General features: G+C 72.4%; 13 protein-coding genes. 7 read left to right on the top strand and 6 right to left on the bottom strand.

From position 1 onward, the window contains the following. Positions 1–47: 47 nt before the first annotated feature. The 3 genes from L3078_RS14930 to L3078_RS14920 all read left to right on the top strand — a co-directional run bounded on the left by L3078_RS14930 (position 48) and on the right by L3078_RS14920 (position 3,935). Positions 48–767, top strand: a complete 720-nt coding sequence (locus L3078_RS14930; RefSeq protein WP_239760323.1) for a carbonic anhydrase — start codon at positions 48–50, stop codon at positions 765–767. Further along, a complete protein-coding gene (locus tag L3078_RS14925) occupies positions 764–2,764 on the top strand; it encodes a SulP family inorganic anion transporter (RefSeq protein WP_239754112.1) in 2,001 nt (666 codons plus the stop codon). Before L3078_RS14930 ends, L3078_RS14925 begins: the two co-directional genes overlap by 4 nt. 238 nt (positions 2,765–3,002) lie before the next feature. Continuing rightward, on the top strand, positions 3,003–3,935 hold the full coding sequence (locus L3078_RS14920; protein WP_239754111.1) for an oxidoreductase: 933 nt from the start codon (positions 3,003–3,005) through the stop codon (positions 3,933–3,935). A gap of 125 nt (positions 3,936–4,060) precedes the next feature. Here L3078_RS14920 and nirD read toward each other — a convergent pair whose 3' ends face one another. From nirD to L3078_RS14895, 5 genes are all read right to left on the bottom strand, one after another. Beyond that, positions 4,061–4,411 carry a nitrite reductase small subunit NirD gene (gene nirD / locus L3078_RS14915; protein WP_033530114.1) on the bottom strand — a complete coding sequence of 117 codons (351 nt, stop codon included), beginning with the start codon at positions 4,409–4,411 and terminating at the stop codon, positions 4,061–4,063. Next, the gene (gene nirB / locus L3078_RS14910) at positions 4,408–7,011 is read right to left on the bottom strand and encodes a nitrite reductase large subunit NirB (protein WP_239754110.1); all 2,604 of its coding nucleotides are present in this window, start codon (positions 7,009–7,011) and stop codon (positions 4,408–4,410) included. The genes nirD and nirB overlap by 4 nt, the downstream gene beginning before the upstream one ends. Further along, complete coding sequence (locus L3078_RS14905) at positions 7,012–8,229, bottom strand: NAD(P)/FAD-dependent oxidoreductase (protein ID WP_239754109.1); 1,218 nt, start codon at positions 8,227–8,229, stop codon at positions 7,012–7,014. A 364-nt stretch (positions 8,230–8,593) separates the two neighbouring features. Next, positions 8,594–9,310 carry a class F sortase gene (locus L3078_RS14900; protein WP_239754108.1) on the bottom strand — a complete coding sequence of 239 codons (717 nt, stop codon included), beginning with the start codon at positions 9,308–9,310 and terminating at the stop codon, positions 8,594–8,596. 147 nt (positions 9,311–9,457) lie between these two features. Next, a complete protein-coding gene (locus L3078_RS14895) occupies positions 9,458–9,988 on the bottom strand; it encodes a hypothetical protein (protein WP_239754107.1) in 531 nt (176 codons plus the stop codon). A 333-nt stretch (positions 9,989–10,321) separates the two neighbouring features. On the opposite strand from L3078_RS14895, the gene L3078_RS14890 reads away from it, so the two are divergent. Then, positions 10,322–10,957 (top strand): NADPH-dependent FMN reductase, encoded by a 636-nt coding sequence (locus L3078_RS14890; RefSeq protein ID WP_239754105.1) that lies wholly within the window; start codon positions 10,322–10,324, stop codon positions 10,955–10,957. A gap of 592 nt (positions 10,958–11,549) precedes the next feature. Here L3078_RS14890 and L3078_RS14885 read toward each other — a convergent pair. Then, positions 11,550–13,442, bottom strand: coding sequence for a sigma-70 family RNA polymerase sigma factor (locus L3078_RS14885; RefSeq protein ID WP_239754102.1), 1,893 nt, complete (start codon positions 13,440–13,442; stop codon positions 11,550–11,552). Positions 13,443–13,729: 287 nt separating this feature from the next. On the opposite strand from L3078_RS14885, the gene L3078_RS14880 reads away from it, so the two are divergent. From L3078_RS14880 to L3078_RS14870, 3 genes are all read left to right on the top strand, one after another. After that, positions 13,730–14,170, top strand: coding sequence for an SsgA family sporulation/cell division regulator (locus L3078_RS14880; RefSeq protein ID WP_239754100.1), 441 nt, complete (start codon positions 13,730–13,732; stop codon positions 14,168–14,170). Positions 14,171–14,249: 79 nt separating this feature from the next. Further along, complete coding sequence (locus tag L3078_RS14875; protein ID WP_239754099.1) at positions 14,250–15,353, top strand: permease; 1,104 nt, start codon at positions 14,250–14,252, stop codon at positions 15,351–15,353. Continuing rightward, positions 15,350–16,246, top strand: a complete 897-nt coding sequence (locus L3078_RS14870) for a TIGR03943 family putative permease subunit (protein ID WP_239754098.1) — start codon at positions 15,350–15,352, stop codon at positions 16,244–16,246. The genes L3078_RS14875 and L3078_RS14870 overlap by 4 nt, the downstream gene beginning before the upstream one ends. Positions 16,247–16,274: the final 28 nt, after the last annotated feature.

Below are 16,274 nucleotides of genomic sequence, written 5' to 3'. Positions count from 1 at the left end.
CCCTCTACGGTCGTAAGGGCTGGTCAGAGTCGTTGCAGGGAGGCATGATGAAGGCGTTGCTGGATCGCGCACGGTCGTTCAAGCGGCGGGTGGACTTCGAGAGCGACGAATATCGGAAACTCGCCGTCGGGCAATTCCCCGAGGCGCTGTTCATTACCTGCTCGGACTCGCGGGTGATTCCCGCCCTGATCACCGGGGCGCGGCCCGGCGAGATATTCGAGCTGCGAAATGCGGGCAACATCGTGCCGCCGCACGACGCGTACGGGGCCGCCTCCGGCGAGGCCGCCACCATCGAGTACGCGCTGGAGGTGCTCGGCGTTCAGGACATCGTGGTGTGTGGTCATTCCCACTGCGGTGCGATGGGCGCGTTGAAGTACGGCGCCGATCTGTCCGGCCTGCCCAGGGTGGACGCGTGGCTCGACTACGCCAGGCCCGCGCTCGAACCGGTCCTGGGGGCCGGAACGGGCGAGAACGGCACCGCCGGGGGCGACACCGGAAGCGGCGGCTCCGGGAGCGGTGACACCGGTAGCGGCGACTCCGGAAGCGGCGGCTCCGGCAGGGCCAGCGCCTCGTCCGAGGATCCCGGGCTGCGCGAGGTCGTCCAGCTCAACATCCGCAACCAGCTCGCCGTCCTGCGGGAGTACCCGGTCGCCCGGCAGCAACTCGACGCCGGACGGCTCCGGTTGCACGGCTGGTACTACGAGATCGACACCGGCAAGGTCCACGAGCTGGACGCGGACGGCGCCTTCCAGGTGCACGGCTCATGAGCGGCGCGCACGGCCGCCGGCACGCGGCGGGCGGCGGCGCCCACCGCTCCCGAGGGAACGGCCAGAGCGGCGGGCCAGGATTACCCGGGCACATCCCCGGCCCGCCCCCTTACGCGCCGGGCTTCCCCCCGAACCCCGCCCAGGGCGACGCCGATCCCCCGGAGTGGGCCGTCACCGAGTCCCTGGGCTGGGATCGTCCGCCCCCCGATGGCACCCCCGATGGCACCCCCGATGGACCCCCAGAGGCCGCCTCCGATGCCAAGGGCCCCCGCCCCGGAGCCTCCGCCGGGCGCGTCGACTTCGCCACCGAGATCACCGCCTCCCTCGTCGTCTTCCTGGTCGCGCTGCCGCTCTGCATCGGTGTGGCCGTCGCCTCCGGTGTGCCGGCCGAGCTGGGCATCATCTCCGGGGTGATCGGCGGTCTGGTGGTCGGCGCCGTGCGGGGCAGCACCCTCCAGGTCAGTGGCCCGGCGGCCGGGCTCGCGGCGCTCGTCGCGGAGACGGTCATGGAGTTCGGCGTCGCGATGCTCGGCGTGATCGTCCTCTTCTCCGGCATCCTCCAGATCGTGCTGGGCCTGGTGAAGCTGGGCCGGATGTTCCAGGCGATCTCCATCGCCGTCGTGCAGGGCATGCTCGCCGGCATCGGGCTGCCGCTGATGTTCAGCCAGCTGTATCCGATGTCCGACGCGAAGGCGCCGGGCACCCCCCTGGAGAACATGGCGGGCGTCCCCGGACTGATCGCCGACACCGTGACGAACCCGCAGGCGCTGATCGCGGCCGGGCTCGGGATCGTCACGATCGTGCTGAGCTTCGTGTGGAAGCAGGTGCCGGGGCCGGCCAAGAAGATCCCGGCCGCGCTCGTGGCCGTCGGGATCGGCATCGCGGTCGCCTCGCTGCCCGGCGTCGAGGTGAAGACGCTCCAGGTCGGCAATCTGCTGGCGTCCGTGGACGTACCCGGGCCGGACCAGCTGGCCGGGCTCGCCGACGTCGGGATCATCACGGCGATCCTCACCTTCACCGTGATCGCGTCGGCGGAGAGCCTGTTCACCGCCGCCGCCGTGGACCGGATGCACAACGGTCCGCGCACCCGCTACAACACCGAGCTCATCGCCCAGGGCGCGGGCAACACCGTCGCCGGCGTCCTCGGCGCGCTGCCCATCACGGCGGTCGTCGCGCGCAGCTCGGCGAACGTGCAGGCCGGTGCCAAGACCCGCCTCTCCCGTACGCTGCACGGCCTGTGGCTGCTCGCCTTCGCGCTGCTGCTGCCGCAGGTGCTGGCGCTGATCCCGATCTCGGTGCTCGCGGGTGTCCTCGTGCACAGCGGGTGGAAGCTGTTCGCGCCGGAGCAGTTCCCGAAGATGTGGCGGCAGGACCGGGGCGAGTTCGCGGTCATGACGCTGACGACGCTGGTCATCACGGCGACCGCGCTGCTCGAAGGGGTGCTGTTCGGGCTGGCGGCGGGTGTGGTGCTGGCCGCGCTGCGGATGTCGCAGACGGTCATCCGGCAGCACATCGAGGACGACACGGCGAAGGTCGTCATGGCGGGCAACGCGACGTTCCTGCGGCTGCCGAAGCTGATCGACGCGCTGGAGGGAGCGGCCGCGTCCGGCAAGCCGCGCATCCGGCTGGACCTGCTCGGGGTGACCCACCTCGACCATGCGTGCCGCAGCCAGATCGAGGAGTTCGTGGCGCAGCAGCGGGGGGCCGGGCTGCGGGTGGAGCTGCTGATGCCGGACCTCACGAAGGTGCCGGCGGCGGCGGAGCCGGGGGGCGCGGAGGAGGAGCCGGCGTTCACGGAGGCGCCGGGGCCGGTGTCGACGGAGGTGTGGGACTACGCGACGGTCGGTACGGCGGCGGTGGGGGGTACGGGGCCGATGCCGGGCGGGGGCGGGCCGGGGCCCGACGCCGAGTGGTTCTACCTGGACACTCGCCCGATGCCGGGGGCACCGGAGGCCCGGCCGCCGTTGTTGCGCCGGGGGCGCGACTGGGGGGAGTGACTGGGGGCTCTTGGGCGGGTGCGGGTCCGGTGGGGGCTGATCGCGCAGTTCCCCGCGCCCCCAAAAGACCAGGCCCTGCGGGCCTGAAAAGCACGGGGCGCAGCCCCGGCTTTTCAGGGGCGCGGGGAACTGCGCGACCAGCCCCCACCGACCCGCAGTCGCCCCACCTCCCGCAACCCCCCCACCCGGTCTACGCTGGAGCACACCCCAGGAACCCCTCGGGAAGGCGGCGGCGGTCATGACCGGCTGGAACGTGCGTGACATCCCCGATCAGCACGGCCGCTCCGCCGTCGTCACCGGTGCCAACAGCGGTATCGGATACGCGGCCGCCAGAGCGCTGGCCAGCCGTGGCGCGCATGTCGTCCTCGCCTGCCGGAGCGCGGAGCGCGGCGCCGCCGCGTTGGAGCGGATGAGTTCCGAAGTCCCGGACGGAAGCGTCGAGTTGATGCGCCTCGACCTCGGCGACCTGCGCTCCGTGCGGGAGTTCGCGGACGCCTACGCGCAGACGAGCGACCGGCTGGACCTGCTCGTCAACAACGCGGGTGTGATGGCCGTGGCCCGGAGCCGTACGGCCGACGGCTTCGAGACGCAGTTCGGGACCAACCACCTCGGGCACTTCGCCCTCACCGGTCTGCTCCTGCCGGCCCTCCTCGCCACCCCCGGCGCCCGCGTCGTGACCGTCTCCAGCCTGATGCACCTGCGGGCGAACATCGACATCGGTGACCTCAACAGCGAGCGCGGATACGGGCGTTGGCTCGCCTACGGCCGCTCCAAGACCGCCAACCTGCTGTTCACCCATGAACTGGCCCGGCGGCTCGCGGCGAACGGCTCGGACGTCGTCGCCGCGGCCGCGCACCCCGGCTACGCGTCGACCAACCTCCAGACGGCCGGCCCCAGCGCCGAGGGCCGCAAGGGCGTCGAACGCTTCATGCGAGTCGGCAACCGCTTCTTCGCCCAGTCCGCCGAGGGCGGCGCCCTGCCCACCCTCTACGCGGCGACCGCCCCCGACGTACGCCCCGACTCCTTCACCGGCCCGTCCTTCGCGATGTGGCGCGGCAGCCCCGCACCCTCCCTCCGGGCCCCCTGGAGCCGCGACGACCGCGCGAGCGAACGCCTCTGGACCGCCTCGGAGCACCTCACCGGCGTCACGTACGACGCACTGAAGGCCTGACGCCACGGCCGAGGCACCAGACGAGGCACGAGACGAGGCACCAGAACGCGCGCGGCGCGCGGACGTCCGTACCCTCGTACGGTCGTCCGCGCGCCACGCGCGACTGACGGGTGAGCGGCGACGGGCTACGCGGCCCGTACCTCGTACGCCGTGATCCGGACCGTCTCGTCGTCCAGGCACTGCCCGGTCTCCAGGTCGAAGCGCTGCTTCAGGAGCGGGGAGGCGACGAAGGGGCGGCCCTGGTGGCTGCCGGTGAGGCCCCGGGAGAGGACGGCGGCGCCGCCGAAGGGGTCGCGGTTGTCGATGGCGTACAGCTTGCCCGCGCGGTCCATGAAGAGCGCGGCCTGGTTGCCGTCGGGGAGCAGGGCCGCAACACCCCGGCCCGGGATCAGCAGGGCGAGGTCGCAGACCGTGAACCAGCCGTCCGCCAGCCGCAGTTGGACCTTGACGTCGATCTTCTCGGGGGCGAGGGTCATCGCTGGGCGCTTCCTTCCAGGACATCGGCGGGCCGCAGGCCGATGGACAGCAGGGGCAGGTCGGGCTTGATCTGGTCGCGCTCGGGGACGAAGCCGACGACCGGGTCCGGGGTGTCGGGGGCGTTGACGAAGGACACGAACCGGGCGAGCTTCTCGGGGTCGTTGATGGTGGAGGCCCACTCGTCGGCGTAGTGCGAGACGTGGTCCGCCATCAGGGACTCCAGCTCCTCGCAGATGCCGAGGGAGTCCTCCACGACCACGTCCCGGACGTGGTCCAGGCCGCCGGGGATCCGCTCCAGCCACGTCGAGGTGCGCTCCAGGCGGTCGGCGGTGCGGATGTAGAACATCAGGAACCGGTCGATCAGCTTGATGAGCTGGGCGTCGTCGAGGTCCTGGGCCAGCAGGTCCGCGTGGCGCGGGGTGGCGCCGCCGTTGCCGCCGACGTAGAGGTTCCAGCCGTTGGAGGTGGCGATGACGCCGAAGTCCTTCGACTGGGCCTCGGCGCACTCGCGGGCGCAGCCGGAGACCGCCGACTTCAGCTTGTGCGGGGAACGCAGGCCCCGGTAGCGCAGCTCCAGGTCGATCGCCATGCGGACCGAGTCCTGGACGCCGTAGCGGCACCAGGTCTGGCCGACGCAGGACTTCACCGTACGCAGCGACTTGCCGTAGGCGTGGCCCGACTCGAAGCCGGCGTCCACCAACCGGGTCCAGATGACGGGCAGTTGCTCGACCCGGGCACCGAACATGTCGATCCGCTGGCCACCCGTGATCTTCGTGTAGAGACCGAAGTCGCGGGCGATCTCGCCGATCACGATGAGGCCCTCGGGGGTGATCTCACCGCCGGGGATGCGCGGGACGACCGAGTACGAGCCGTTCTTCTGCAGGTTGGCGAGGAAGTGGTCGTTGCTGTCCTGCAGGGCCGCCTGCTCGCCCTCCAGGACGTAGCCGCTGGCGCCGATGGTCGGGGCGAGGGAGGCGATGATCGAGCCGACCGCCGGCTTGCAGATCTCGCAGCCGTCGCCGCCCTTGGCCTCGTCGCGGCCGTACCGGTCCAGCAGGCCCTGGTACGTGTTGATGCGCAGGGCGAGGACGATCTCGTACAGCTCCTCGCGGGTCTGCGAGAAGCAGCCGCACAGGCCCTTGTCGACCTCGACGCCGGACGCCTCCAGCTCGGCGGTGACCAGCTGGCCCAGCACCTTCACACAGCTGCCGCAGCCCGTGCCGGCCTTGGTGCACTTCTTGACCTCGGGCACCGTGGTGCACTGGTGGTCGGTGACCGCGCCGCGGATCGCGCCCTTGGACACGTTGTGGCAGGAGCAGATGATCGCGTCGTCGGGCAGCGCCGTCGGACCGAGCTGGGCGCCGCCGCCGGAGCCCGCCGGGAGCACCAGCGACTCGGGGGAGACCGGCGGGACGGACCCGGTGAAGGCCTTCAGCGTGCCGTACGCGTCCGCGTCGCCGACCAGGATGCCGCCGAGCAGTTCGCCGTCGCGGCCGATGACCAGCTTCTTGTAGATGCCGGAGCGGGAGTCGGAGTACACGACGTCCAGGCAGTCGGCGGTCGCGCCGTGCGCGTCACCGAAGGAGGCGACGTCGACGCCGAGCAGCTTCAGCTTGGTGGACATGTCGGCGCCGGTGAAGGCGGCCTCGTCGGCGGCGATCGTCGCGGCGGCCGTCTCGGCCTGCTCGTAACCGGGGGCCACCAGACCGTAGACCCGGCCGTCGGAGGCCAGCGCGCACTCGCCGATCGCGAAGACGTGCGGGTCGTTGACGGTCCGGCACTGCTCGTCGACGCTGATGCCGCCGCGCTCGCCGACCGTCAGACCGCAGTCGCGGGCGAGCTGGTCGCGGGGGCGGACACCGGCGGAGAACACCACCATGTCGGTGGCGAGTTCGGAGCCGTCGGAGAGCTTCATGCCGGTGACCGCGCCGTCCTCGCCGACGACGATCTCCTGCGTGCCCACACCGGTGTGGACCGACAGGCCCATGTCCTCGATGGTGCGCAGCAGCGCGGCGCCACCGCCGTCGTCCACCTGCACCGGCATCAGCCGGGGAGCGAACTCCACGATGTGGGAGGTGAGTCCGAGACCCTTCAGCGCGCCCGCCGCCTCGAGACCGAGCAGACCGCCGCCGACCACGGCACCGACCTCGGCCGTCTTCGCGTACTCCTCGATCGCGAGCAGGTCCTCGATCGTGCGGTAGACGAAGCAGCCGGCCGCGTCCTTGTTGGGGACCGGCGGCACGAAGGGGAACGAGCCGGTGGCGAGGACGAGGATGTCGTACTCGAAGACCTGCCCGGAGCGGGCGGTGACCTTCTTCGCCTCACGGTCGATCGTCTCGGCCGGGTCGCCGACGAACAGCTCGATGCCGTGCGTCTCGATGAACTCCATGTCGGTCATGGAGAGGTCCTCGGGCGTCTTGCCCGCGAAGTACGAGGTCAGTGCCACGCGGTCGTACGCCGGGCGGGGCTCCTCGCACAGCACGACCACGCGGTGCGTGGCGGTCAGGCCGCGCTCGGCGAGCGCTTCGAGGAAGCGCTGGCCGACCATGCCGTGGCCGACGAGCACGATCGTGGGGGTGGCCCCCAGGGTGGCGGACATTCAGGAGCCTCCATCGTTGGTGAGCAGGTGGAGCAGGGGAGCGCCGTTCGCGGGGAGCGGCTCCGCTCCCTCCCAGGCGCGGGCGAGCGCGCCCACGGTGCCGAGTTCGCCGACGAGCACCCCGCCGACCAGGCGGTCGTCGCGGACGACGACCTTGCGGTAGGTGCCGCGCGTGGCGTCGGCCAGTTGGATGACGTCGTCACCGGGCAGCGGCTCGGGCTCGCCGAACGCGGCGAGGTCGAGGAAGTCCGCTCCGGCGAGCGTCAGCCGGGTCAGGGCGCGGGTGCCGGTGTACCGGGAGTCGGTGTTCCCCGCGAGCAACTCGGCCAGCACATCGGCCTGTTCGAGCGCCGGGGTGGCGAGCCCGTACACCGTGCCCTCGAACTGGGCGCAGTCGCCGATGGCGTGGATGCGGGGGTCGGAGCTGCGCAGCTCCTCGTCGACGATGACGCCCTTGTGCACCGCGAGCCCCGCCTCCTGGGCGAGACCCACCCGGGGGTGGACGCCGCAGGCGATGACCACGAGGTCCGCGTCGAGCGCGTACCCGTCGGCCATCGACACCGACCGCACGGTCCCGCCGACGCTGCGCACGGCACGTACGCGCGTCTCGGTGTGCACCTCGACGCCGAGGTCGGTGAGATGCCGGCGGACCAACTTCGAGGCGGACGGGTCGAGTTGACGTTCCATCAAGCGCTCGCCCTGCTGGGCGAGGACGACCTGGGCGCCGCGCAGGGCGAGCGCGCGGGCGGCGGAGACCCCGAGGAGCCCACCGCCGATGACGACGGCCCGCGCGCCCGGCCGTACGGCCTTCGACAGCCGCATGCAGTCGTCCATGGTCCGGAAGGCGTGCACCCCGTCGGGGAACTCGTGCCGCTCCGGGTCCCAGAGGCCGCGCAGCGGCGGCAGCACCGGGTTCGAGCCGGTCGCGAGGACCAGCCTGTCGTACGGGATCTCCGCACCGTCCGCGAGATGTACGGCTCGCATCTCGCGGTCGATACGGACCACCCGGCCGCGCGTCAGCTCGGCCGGGGCGGGCAACGCGATGACCTCGGGCGCGTACCGCCCGGCCAGCACCTCGGCGAGCAGCACACGGTTGTACGGTGTGTGCTCCTCCTCGCCCACCAGCGTGGCGGGCATGCCGAGCTCTCCCAGCCGCCGGGCGAGACGTACACCCGCGAGGCCGGAGCCGATCACCACCACACGCTCATTCGAGGTCATGTCCTTGAGCGTGCGGTGCCGGTGTTACCCGACCGCATCGCATCTGTTTCCCACGAGGAACGCTGCCCTCCTCGTGGCCCCGAGCGGAGTGTGAGGGGTTTCCGTAAGGGCCGGGTGGGGTGTGAGGACGCCCGGCATCACCGCGCTGACCTGGCGATACGAGACTCATGCGGGCGTATACGGGAGCCGGGCCCGCCCCACCGGCGGCGAGGGCCCCGCCCCGTCGCGGTGCCGTAGGTCACGTTCGAGAGCCGCCACCGCCGAAACATTCCCCCGGCCTGCGCGCGCTACGGCTCCGCCGAGTGCGCGTGGGCCGGCTGCTGCGCGCCGGCTGTTCGCTCCTCGGCTGTCCACCCGGCGGCCGTCAGCCCCTCCGCTCCCCGGTGGCCTGTGACGGCTCGGTGGTGCGGTGGCCCGTGAGGTGGGCGAAGACGACCACGTTCCCCTGGTAGCCGGTCGCCCGCGAGTATCCGCCGCCGCAGGTGATGACCCGCAGCTCGGGCCTCGACGCGGCCCCGTACACCTTCTCGTCGGGGAAGTCCCGCGCGTCGTACACCTCCACCGCGTCCACCGTGAACAGGGCGGTCCCGCCGTCCCGCCGGTCCACCTCGACGGTCGCGCCCCGCCGCAGCGCGCCGAGCCGGTAGAACACGGCGGCACCGTCGGCGTTGTCCACATGCCCGGCGACGATCGCGGTACCCCGTTCACCCGGCGTCGTGCCGGCCTCGTACCAGCCCGCGAGATTCTCCTTCTCGGCGGGAGGGACGTCGAGGCTGCCGGTGGGTGTGAGGCCGAGCCCCATCAGCGGCGCGTCGACGTGGAGGGAGGGGATCCGGATCCGAGCCGGCGGGGAGGGCGGCAGCGCGGCGGCCGCCGGTCCGTCGCCCCCGGCCTTGCGCGACGTGTCCGACGTGCCTGACGTGCCCGCCGTCCCGGACGCACCCCCGGACCGGCTGTGGGCCTGCGCGGCCGACGGCTGCGGCGGCGCGTGCGACGCGGTGCCGCCGCGCAGCAACCATGCTCCCGTACAGAGGGCCACCACGGTGACCCCGGCTATGACGGCATTGGCGACCCGACGCACAGAAACCTCCTCAGGGGCCGACGGCGCCCGGCAGGGCACGCCGCGAGCTGGGTGCCCCCTGATTCCTCCCCTCCGGGTCGAGGGGCGTCGGGCCCGGAGGGGAGGAGGGGGCGGCGGTACCGGCGGACGGACGGCGGAGGGTGTCCGTCAGATCCCGTCGCCTCTCGCCCGGCGATGCAGGAGCCAGGTACCGCCCGCGGCGGCGACGGCCAGTGCCGCCACACCCGCCGCGGTCTGCACGGGGTCGGGGCCGAGTGCGCCACCGACCCCCGTCTTCACACTGCCTCTCGGATACGTCGGCTGCTGCCCGGTCAGGGTGCCGTTGAGCGAGACCACCAGGTCGCCGGTGATCCGGCCGTCCCCGTCCGTGCAGGCCGCGACGATCTCGTAGGTCCCCGGCTGCGCGCTGGGCGGCACCTCGAACCGCCCGCCGAGCCGCTGCCCGGCGACGGGGGTGAGCGAGAAGGAGCCGGCGCCGACCGCGCTGGCGTCCCCCGTCGCGGTACCGCCCGCGCCGCAGGCCCCCGTACGGACGGTGACCTCGTCACCGGGGACGACGGTGGCGGGGGACAGTTCCAGCAACTCGGTGCCCACACCGCCGTACGCGGGGGTGGTGGCGAGGGCCGCGACGGCGAGGGCGAGCGCGGTCGTGGTCAGCGGCCGGGCGGTACGTCGCATCGTGCTGCCTCCTCCGAGAGTCCTCCGTTCCCCTCCGAGGTAAGTGGCTCTCCGGCCCACGCGCTTGCTGATGGGCCATCAGAAAGGGGGTGGAAATGAGGTGAATGGGTGTCAGGGGGTGGGCGGGAAAAGCCGGGAGGGCGGGCGTTTGGGCAGGTCATAGGGGTGCGGGCGAGGGGCGCGAGGAAGGGGGAGGTGCTGGGTGACCGCTGAGGCTGTGAATGGGTGACCGAGGGGCGGGGGCGCGAGGCGAGGCGGCGTATGGAGACGGACTCGCGCAAGTCGGCGACGCGCCTTGACCTCAATCAAACTTGAGGTACCACGCTGATAGCCATGCAGACAGTCACGCACACCCACACGGAATCCACTCCGACGCCCGCCGCCGCTCCGTCCTCCGCAACGCCGGTGCGGGTGACGCTGGTCATCGGCAGCAACCGCACCGGCCGCTTCGGGTCGGTGATCGCCGACTGGCTGCTGGGCCGGGTCCGGGAGCACGACGGCTTCGAGGTCGACGTGGTGGACGTCGCCGAGGCGGACCTGCCGACGACGTTCGCGCCGACCGCCGAGGCCACGGCTCGGCTCGCCGAGATCACCCCGAAGCTGGCGGGGGCGGAGGCGTTCATCGTGGTGACCCCCGAGTACAACCACTCGTACCCGGCGGCCCTCAAGAACCTCATCGACTGGCACTACCAGGAGTGGCGAGCCAAACCGGTGGCCCTGGTCTCGTACGGCGGCATCTCGGGGGGTCTGCGCGCGGCCGAGCACCTCCGTCAGGTCTTCGCCGAACTCCACGCGACCACGGTCCGGGACACGGTCTCCTTCCACCACGCCCACACCGCCTTCGACGACACCGGCCACCCCCACGACCCGACCGCCCCCAACAAGGCGGCCCAACTGATGCTGGACCAACTCTCCTGGTGGGCCCAGGCCCTCCGAGAGGCGAAGAAGAGGCGCCCGTACGGCGAGTGACCCCCGGCTGCGCCCGCTCAGGGGTGCGGGCAACTGCGCGAGCAACCACGCACCCCCCGCCCACCCCCGAGGCACAGCCGGCACCAACCGAATGACGAACGCCGCGAAGGGGAGGTGAGGGGCACGGCTTCTGGGGAAGCGGGGCCGAGGCGCGGTGTTTGGGGAACCGGGCCGAGGCACGGCCTTTGGGGAACGGGGGAGAGGCACGGCCTTGGGGAGCGGGGGCGAGGCGCGGCCTTTGGGGAGCGGGGGCGAGGCGCGGCCTCTGAAAACGGAGGGCGGAGGGGCAGCGGGGCACCGCCCCCAGGGAGGGGGCCAAAAGGCACCGCTCTGAGGAACGGGAGGTCGAAGAGGCGACCTCCCTGGGAAGGGAGGTCGAAGGGGCACAGTCCCTGGGGAAGGGGGCGAGAAGCACTGCCCCTGAGGGACGGGGGCGAAGGGGCGCAGCCCCTAGGCGCGGTGGACTGAAGGGACGGCGTACCCCCTCGGGCTCGGGCGGGGGGTCGAAGGGGCGCAGCCCTTGGGGATGGGACGGGTAGGGGCGGCGGGGGCGAGAAAACCACACGCCCGCCCCACCGCCACCCCCACGACATCAACAACCGCCTCCAGGCCCCCCGACCCCACTCCCCGGATCCTCCGGCAACGGCTCCCCAGGCGGCGCAGCCTCCCCGCCCCCCGGCTCAACCACATCCGGCGGACCAGGCTCGTCCTCTACAGGTGGTTCCTCGACGGGCGGGGCTTCTTCCACGGGCGGTTCCACCACAGGGGGTTCCACCACGGGCGGCGCCTCCTCTACGGGTGGCTCCAGGACAGGCGGCCCCTCCTCCTCAGGCGGTTCCACCACGGGAGGTCCCTCCTCAGCCGGCGGCTCCACGACGGGCGGGGCTTCATCCACGGGTGGTTCCACGACAGGGGGTTCCACCACGGGCGGCGGCTGCTCTACGGGCGGCTCCACGACAGGCGGTTCCACCACGGGAGGACCCTCCTCAACCGGCGGTTCCACGACGGGCGGGGCTTCATCCACGGGCGGTTCCACCACAGGGGGTTCCACCACGGGCGGCGGCTGCTCTACGGGCGGCTCCACGACAGGCGGCTCCACCACGGGAGGACCCTCCTCAACCGGCGGCTCGACGACAGGCGGCACCTCCTCCACCGGCGGCTCCACCACAGGCCCAGCCGGCTCGGCAGGCCCCGACTCCTCACCCCCCGGCTCCTCAGCCCCCGGTTCCTCAGCCCCTGGTTCCTGGGCCCCCGGCTCCTCAACCCCCGGCTCCCCGCCCCCAGGTTCCTCCCCAGCCGCTTCCTCACCCCCCGGCGCCGCCACGACCTCCTCCTCATCCGCCCCCCGAACCGCCCCCCGCTCCACGGCCCCGCCGTCACCCTCCACCGCAGTCGAGTCGACCGCGTCCGTGAGGGCCCCCCGGCGCTCGACGACGTCAGGAGACGCGGCCTCGGGCCGATGCGGTGCGGGCGCCTGCGCGACCGGAACGCGCTGCGCGGGACCCGCCCCCGAGTCGAGGGGCCCGAGCACGATCCCGGCCACCACGGCGGCGGCAGCCGCGGCCGCCCCGACCGCCGCGACGGTGGGCACCTTCACCCCACCCACCCCGCCGGCCCCACGCCCCCCACTCGCCACCTGCCGCACGGCATGCAGCAACCCGCTACTCCCATGCGCACCCGCGGACCCGAACACCGCGGCCGTACCGGCGGAGCCCCCCGTGAGGGCCATCAGCACCTTGCCCCCACCCCCGCCCACGACGAACACCAGCAGAGCCGGACCGACGAGCGCGGGCAGCCGGTCGTTCGTGCGCATCAGCACGGCGAGCCGCGCCCGGCAGTCGTCGCAGGCGTCCACATGGCTGAGCAGTTGCTCGGACTGCCGGGCGGTCGCGGTACCGCGCACATACGCCGGCATGCGCCCCCAACGCACCTGACACGCCGGATCGATCGGCGCCCCGGGCTGCTCGCGCAGAAACGCCTGGCGCATCCCCTCGCGCGCCCGGTGCAGCAGGACCGCCGTCGCGCCCTGCTTCGCACCGATGCGCTGCCCGACCGCCTCCAGCGGCTGCCCCTCCGCCTCGGCCAGCCACAGCGCCTGGACCCACCGCTCGGGCAGCTGCCCCAGCACCCGCACCAACAGATCGACGGAGGAGACCTGTTCGGCGGGATCGGCGGCGTCGGCCACCCGCACATCGCCCTCGGCCCGCTCGGGAGCCGTCGGATCCAGCGGCGTCTCCCGCGTGGCGGTGGAGCCCACCGCCGCCGCGAGATGCCGCACGGTCGTCATCAGATACGCGGGCACGTTGTCGATCTCGTGCCCCCCGGAGAGCCGCCGCCACACCCGGAAGTGGGCCTCGGCGACGAGGTCCTCGGCGGTCCAGGAGTTCCGGGTGAGGGAGCGCGCGTACGCGACGAGGCGCGGGTGCTGCTCCTCGTAGATCCGGGTGTACGCGGCGGTCGCGGACCCGGAGAGGCCGTCGGTCATGGCGGGAAGGCTCTCCAGTCGCCTGCTGATGGGGTGACGACGATTTTGTATGCGGAGATGACAAAAATCTCAAGTAATTACACAAAGTGACTCGCGTCACAGCGGGTGACGTCCAAAGCGGCGTAATACATGGGGGCTTGGCGCGGTCGACAGGGTGTGACGCCCGAAGAAACATCTGACGAACGCATGAACCCGCAACAACCGAGCATCCGATGAGCCCGAACCCCGTGAAGAAGTCGAAGTGCCGCCCGCAGCGCCGTCCGAAGCGCCCGAACTGGAGACCGCCCATGCCCACCGCCCGGCCCGCCCGCCCGACGCCTCCCGCCCTCGAACAGACCGCCCGCGCCCGCCTGATCACCCCCGACTACGACGAGATCCCGGTCCGCACCACCCTGCGTTACATCGCCGAGGATCCCTTCGCCGTGCACATCGACTTCCCCTCCGGCGCCTCCGCCGACGACGCGGAGGTGACGTGGGCGTTCGCCCGCACCCTCCTGGCGGAGGGCCTGGCCGCCCCGGCCGGGATCGGCGACGTACACCTGTGGCCCTGCGGCCCGGCGCACACCGTCGTGGAACTCCACTCCCCGTACGGCATGGCCATGATCCGTTTCGACACCCCCTCGCTCCGCCGCTTCCTGCACCGCTCGTACGCCGTGGTGGCGCTCGGCGACGAGGACCTGGAGCCGGCGCTGGACGACGGCCTCACGTCTCTGCTGGGCGGGGTCTGACGCGTCGGTCCGGAGCGCCCGCTATGTTCGATCCGATCGTCCGGATATTCGGAGTGGACATGCAGAAGGCAACTGGACCGTGACCGACGCGCCCCCCGACACGAAGACGCCCCCGAACGCCGCGCCCCCGGCGCACGCGGATCACCCCCACCACCCCGACCAACCCGGCGAGCCCGACCAACCTGGCGAGCTAGACCAACCCGGCGAGCCCGACCACCCAGGCTCCACCTGGCCCCGGCACTGGCCCCTGCTGCTCCTCGGCGCGGCCGTCGTCCCCGGTGTCGTGCTGTTCGCGGTGGGGCGGTGGCTGGAGGATCCGGCGGTCCAGGCGTGGCGGACCGTCTGTCTCTCCATCACCGTGCAGGCGCTGCCGTTCCTGCTGCTCGGAACGGCCCTGTCGGGTGCCATCAACGCCTTCGTCCCGGCACGGGTGTTCACCCGGGTGCTACCCAGGAGACCGGCACTCGCGGTCCCGGTCGCCGGTGCCGCCGGCGTCGTGCTGCCGGGCTGCGAATGCGCCTCGGTGCCGGTCGCGCAGAGCCTGATACGCCGGGGAGTCGACCCGGCCGCCGCCTTCGCGTTCCTCCTCTCCGCCCCGGCCATCAACCCGATCGTCCTGACGGCCACGGCCATCGCCTTCCCCGGCAGCCCCGCGATGGTGCTGGCCCGGCTGCTCGCCTCCCTCGTCACCGCCGCCGCGATGGGCTGGCTGTGGCTCTGGCTCGGGCGCGCGGAGTGGCTCAAACCGGTCGCGCGGCACACGGGACACCGGCCCGGGCTGAGCCGCTGGGACGAGTTCCGGACCGGCTTCCAGCACGACTTCCTGCACGCGGGCGGCTTCCTGGTCGTGGGCGCGATGGCGGCGGCCACCTTCAACGTCCTCGTCCCGCGCACCGTGCTCGACACCTTCGCCGACTCGCCCTGGCTGTCGGTGCTCTTCCTCGCGGCGCTCGCCATCCTCCTGTCGGTGTGCTCCGAGGCGGACGCCTTCGTCGCCGCCTCCCTCACCGGGTTCTCACCCACCGCGCGGTTGACCTTCATGGTGGTCGGCCCCATGGTCGACCTGAAGCTGATCGCCCTGCAGACGGGCACCTTCGGCCGGGCCTTCGCGGTCCGCTTCTCCGCCGCGACGGTCGTCGTCGCGATCCTGTGCAGCGTGCTGATCGGAGCCGTACTCCTGTGAAACGACCCCTCCAGGCGCTCCTGCTCCTCCTCAGCGGCCTCGGCCTCCTGCACGCCACCGTCGTCACCGACCACTACCTGCGCTACGTCAAGCCGGGCATGCACCTCCTTCTCGTGGCCTCGGGCGCGCTGCTGCTCGTGCTGGGCGCGGCGGAGGCGTGGTCACTGTGGAGGAAGGCCAGGGACGAAGGTGAAGCCGGAGACGACCGACAAGCGGCCCCCACCCACGACGAAGCCGCCACCCACGACGAAGCCGTCACCCACGACGAAGCCGTCACCCACGACGAAGCCGTCACTCACGACGAAGCCGTCACTCACGACGAAGCCCACGCCCACGGCCACGACCACTCCACCCCGCCCCGAGTCGCCTGGCTCCTGCTCCTCCCCGCGCTGAGCCTGCTCTTCTACGCCCCGCCGGCGATCGGCGCGTACACGGCCTCCCGGGAGGCGCCCAAAGCGGTGGCGGTCACGGACCAGGACGACTTCGACCCCCTGCCGAAGACCTCACCGCTCCCGATCACCCTCACCGACTTCACCACCCGGGTGCAGCAGGACCGCGACCGGGCCATCGACGGCCGCACCGTGGAGATGACCGGCTTCGTCACCCCTGACAAGGGAGCATCCGCCGAGGGCGGCGGTGGTGACGAGGCCACCAGCTGGTACCTGACCCGCGCCATCGTCAGCTGCTGCGCCGCCGACGCCCAGTTCGTGAAGGTACGCGTCCACGGCGCCCCGCCCCCACCCGCCGACACCTGGGTCACCCTCACCGGCACCTGGCACCCCTCCGGCACCCTCGGCACGCGTACCGCCGAGGCCGCCCTGGACGCCCACACCGTGAAGAAGGCCCCCCGCCCACCCAACGCCTACGCCGACGCCGTCCCTCTCACCAACTGACCTTCACCTCTGATCCCTACGCACGCAC

The sequence above is a fragment of the Streptomyces deccanensis genome (assembly GCF_022385335.1).
Lineage (GTDB): Bacteria > Actinomycetota > Actinomycetes > Streptomycetales > Streptomycetaceae > Streptomyces > Streptomyces deccanensis.
The sequence above is the reverse complement of the archived record's forward strand: the minus strand, read 5'-3'. Positions and strand labels throughout refer to the sequence as shown.